The organism is Acetobacter sp. (genome assembly GCF_047721705.1).
GTDB lineage: Bacteria > Pseudomonadota > Alphaproteobacteria > Acetobacterales > Acetobacteraceae > Acetobacter.
On record NZ_JBDNXK010000154.1, the window covers coordinates 1 to 4,449 of the forward strand.

A 4,449-nucleotide genomic window follows, 5' to 3' on the forward strand; every position below is an offset into this window, starting at 1 on the left:
TCTTTACATTGGAGACACCCTATTCTGGTGCCATCTTCCTGTTAGAATAATGAATAATGGCAAATTCATTACATTCAACAGCATGATGGACCACATGCTGCATGGCCGATTCGACGTCGATCCGGATATTGTCGGCAAAGAAGGTTTTCTGAGAAATGGCCATGTCTATGCTTACTGGGGCATTCTACCCGCCTTGCTGCGACTGCCGTTCCTGCTACTTCCCAACGGTTTGCATCTAGACATTACACGCCTATCGTGCGCCATCGCTGCAATACTGATGTTTTTCATCAATTTCAGAACCGTTCGGTATGTTACTACCTCCATACCAAAAAATGTGGACTGGCTACGAAATGTTCTCTTCGCTGCCATAGCGCTGACAGGCGTGCAGATAGGTTTCCTTCGTCCATCCATATTTCAGGAAGTCTGCCTATGGTCGTTGGTTTTCGGCATGCTATTTGTCCATTGGGCAGTAAGAGCCTGCCTAAATCCCGATGAAGCACCCAAAGCATTCTTATGGATGTCCATCGCCTCTAGCCTGGCGCTGCTCACACGAGTCTCCATGGGAATCGGCGCCTATGCCGCTGAAGGCTTTTTGGGATTTCTGACATTGTGGCGCTATCGACATCCCCTGTCAGACACATCGTCATCATTCCCACAGATATATCTACAATATTTTATCGCAGCGGCAGCCATTCTGGGCGTGGGCATTGCGATAACCGCTGGAATCAATTTTGAACGATGGGGTAATCCTCTGACATTTGCAAATTATAATCTCTATCTATTCAATATTGATTTTCCCGATCGTCTCATCAGAACCAGACTTTACGGTCTTTTCAACGTTGAGCGCATTCCACTTGGTATAATCTACTTCTTTTTTCCCATCTGGATCTTCCATAATGGAGACCATCTTTTTTTTCAGACCGACTTCGCACGACTACTTGACGCGGTTGAGCTGCCGGCCAGCAGCTTCTTTCTGACGGACGGGGTCTTCCTTCTACTAGGAAGCTTTTTCTTCGTCTCTCTCATTTCCAAAAAGACTTGGAGCACGGACAAAAGCCTTAAACAGTCATCCTTTTGCATCATAGCCGGGCTAGCGATTCCTCCCATTCTTATGCTCATGGCAATCAGTATGAATTATCGCTATCGGGCTGAATTCTATCCCCTCATTTTGTTCATGGCTTTCATGGGTGCACGACTGATTTTTACCCACGATAGCCTCAACCGAAAATGGCTGAAACCAACATGCTGGGGCCTTGTGGTTGTTGGCGCCCTTTCATCACACATCATTTTGGTCCTCTACGACATCAGTAATTTTGGTCCTTCCAGCCGCCTCCTTGCACATGGAGTTCTGAACTACTATTTGTCGCGCTTGGGATTATGAACCCAGATCATTTATCACTGAAGAAAAGGCAATCCATGCGTGACAGGAACAGCAATGATGGGCCTATCACGCTTCATCGGAACGATCTGCCCGACGGTCTCGATCTTGGGAAATGCGTTGCCGTTGACACGGAAACGATGGGTCTCAACCCGCACCGTGACCGCCTCTGTCTTGTGCAGCTTTCTTCGGGAGACGGGTCCGCGCATCTCGTACAGTTGATCCCCACCACTCCCGGCGGCAAGCCCGCTGACTGCCCCAACCTGAAGGGTCTGCTGGCCGATCCTTCCGTGGTGAAGCTGATGCATTTCGCACGCTTCGACGTTGCGGTGCTCCAGCACACGCTGGGCATCACGGTTGCACCGACCATCTGCACCAAGATCGCCGCGCGCCTCGTCCGCACCTTTACCGACCGTCACGGTCTCGCCGCGCTCTGCCGCGATCTTCTCGGCGTCGAGATGAGCAAGCAGCAGCAGAGTTCGGACTGGGGTGCACCGGAACTGACGCCGGAACAGCTGGCCTATGCCGCTTCCGACGTGCTGTATCTCCATGCCCTGTGGGAGAAGCTGGAAGCGCTGCTGATCCGCGAGAACCGTCGCGAGCTGGCGCAGGCCTGCTACGATTTCCTCCCTACACGGGCGCGCCTCGATCTTCTCGGCTATGAAGATCCGGACATCTTTTCCCATCGCGCCTGATTACAAGGCGTTAAAAATAGTTGCTGCGATTGACCGTTGCGCCCTCACGGACGATAGAAGCGGCATGAGCCATCCCGACCATACCGGCACAACCATCGTTCAGAACGATGTGCCGTCCTCCGTCGAAGCCGCGCCGCACGCAGAGATCGGTGCAGCTGCCGCCGTCGCGCGTCGTGTGCTGGGCACGGAAGCGGAGGGACTGCTGGCCATGCAACGCGCCATGGGGGCTGCCGATGGTCTGGGTGGAGCGTTTTCCCGTGCGATCGACCTGATCATCGACCTGCCGGGGCGTATTGTCGTCAGCGGGATCGGCAAATCCGGGCATATCGGACGCAAGATTCAGGCCACACTCAGTTCCACCGGCACACCAGCGATTTTCGTGCATCCCGTCGAAGCCTCACACGGCGATCTGGGAATGCTGGCGCAGGGTGATGCGGTACTGGCGCTCTCCAATTCCGGCGAATCGTCCGAACTCGCGGATATCGTCCAGCACAGCCGCCGTTACGGCCTGCCATTGCTGGCCGTGACGGCACGCGCGGACTCCACACTGGCCCGTGCCGCGGATATCGTTCTGCTGCTGCCCTCCGTGCGGGAAGCCTGCCCGATGGGCCTCGCTCCGACCACAAGCAGCGTAATGCAACTGGCTCTGGGAGACGCGCTCGCCGTGGCCCTGATGGAGCAGCGTGGCTTCACGGCGGGCGATTTCGGCGTCTTTCATCCGGGTGGGCGCCTTGGCGCCCGACTGCGGACGGTGCGCGATCTGATGCGCACGGGCGACGCCATGCCACTGGTCAGCCCCAAAACCATATTGCGCGACGTGATTGTCGAGATGACACGCAAGGCGCTTGGCTGCGTGGGTATCCGGGACTCCGAGGGACGACTCGTCGGCATCATCACGGATGGCGACCTGCGTGCGGCGCTGGATCATGATCTGGCCACCACCCCGGCATCTGACGTGATGAACGCCTCCCCGCTGACCGTGACGGAAGACATGCTCGGGGCAGAGGCCCTGCGCCTGATGAATGACCGGCCGCGTCCCATCACCTCCATGTTCGTGCTCGATGCGAACCGCTCTCCTGTCGGCGTGGTGCATATTCACGACCTCCTGCGGGCGGGAGTGGCGTGATGACGGATGAAACGCCCGAATCCGGTAACACGCGCCGCCCATTAGGTGCGTCCGAAAGTGGAAACCTCATTGAACGGCAGGATTTCAGCCGGTCGGGCGATACTGTAAAACGGCAGCGCTCGGTCATTGAAGCCGCGATCGTCACCAACCGGAAAGCGCCAGGACAAAGGGAACTGGCCCGTCGTCAGGCCATGCTGCGCTGGGCCAAATGGCTGCTGCCCGGCACGGCTCTGCTGCTCCTCGGCTCGATTGCCATCTGGCCTGAAATCGACCGTATCCTGAATGCCAACCACGCGGCGCTCACGGCGGCGACCCGTCTGAAAGTGGAAAGCGGCAATCTGGAAGGTGCGGTCTATCGCAGTGTGGACACACATGGCCGCCCCTACATGATCACGGCAAAGACGGCGCACCAGATCACGGACGATCAGATCGACCTGACCAACCCGGCGGCCGACACCATCACACAGAGCAACGAATGGCTGTATCTCCAGTCGGAAACGGGCGTTTACATGCAGCATGAGCAGCTCCTCGACCTGACGGGGGAAGTGACGACCTATCGTGACGACGGCATGATGACGCGCAGCCCCGTCGCCGACGTGGCGCTGCATGAAGGCATCATCGCCGCCGACACATGGATTCACGCCGAAGGTCCGTTTGGCGTGCTTGACGCCACGGGTTACTGGTTGTCCCAGCATGAAGGCATCGCCCAGTTCCGCGGTCCGGGGCGTATCATCCTCAATGACGATCGCAACGGACAGCACGACAAGGCCAGCTGAATGGTATCGCTTCGCTCCCTCTTCACCGTCCGTCCGATCGTCTCGCGTGGCGCACCGGCTGCTCTCGCGGCAGGACTGATGTGGCTGAACCCCACGGTCGCTCACGCACAGGCCATCGACCTCTCGCACGGTGGCCAGATCACGGTGACCGCCGTTGGCGGCTTCGACTGGGATCAGAATGCCCAGAAAGTCACGGCTTACGATCAGGCGCAGGCTGTGCGTGGCGATGTCACGGTGACAGCGGACAAGCTGATCGCTTTTTATCGTAAGAAAGCCGCAGCCCCGACCGCGCCCGGCGCGCAGCCCGCCCCCGGGCAGCCCCAGACGGTGGCGACACCTCCCACAGCTACCGCTCCCGCGGGTGCTCCGCCTTCAGCGCCCCCACCCGCCCCAGCCCCACCCACTACCACTGAGCAGAAGCCTGCTGCAGCCCCCTCACCGGGTGGGTCGGAAGAATCGGGCGCTAACGAAATA

4 protein-coding genes and 1 pseudogene are annotated in these 4,449 nt (G+C 58.1%); all 5 read left to right on the forward strand.

Features of this window, described 5'->3' with window-relative positions; translation table 11 throughout:
* On the forward strand, nt 1-1,381 hold a 1,381-nt coding region (locus ABF824_RS15740), incomplete at its 5' end, for a hypothetical protein (RefSeq protein ID WP_415489911.1).
* A gap of 35 nt (nt 1,382-1,416) precedes the next feature.
* Nucleotides 1,417-2,073 (forward strand): ribonuclease D, encoded by a 657-nt coding sequence (locus tag ABF824_RS15745; protein ID WP_415489912.1) that lies wholly within the window; start codon nt 1,417-1,419, stop codon nt 2,071-2,073.
* 64 nt (nt 2,074-2,137) lie between these two features.
* The gene (locus ABF824_RS15750; RefSeq protein WP_415489914.1) at nt 2,138-3,199 is read left to right on the forward strand and encodes a KpsF/GutQ family sugar-phosphate isomerase; all 1,062 of its coding nucleotides are present in this window, start codon (nt 2,138-2,140) and stop codon (nt 3,197-3,199) included.
* Entirely contained in the window at nt 3,199-3,975 is a 777-nt protein-coding gene (gene lptC, locus ABF824_RS15755) for an LPS export ABC transporter periplasmic protein LptC (RefSeq protein ID WP_415489913.1), read from the forward strand. Before ABF824_RS15750 ends, lptC begins: the two co-directional genes overlap by 1 nt.
* Nucleotides 3,976-4,449 (forward strand): annotated as a pseudogene (locus ABF824_RS15760) (hypothetical protein); the annotation flags it as partial. It lies immediately after the preceding gene.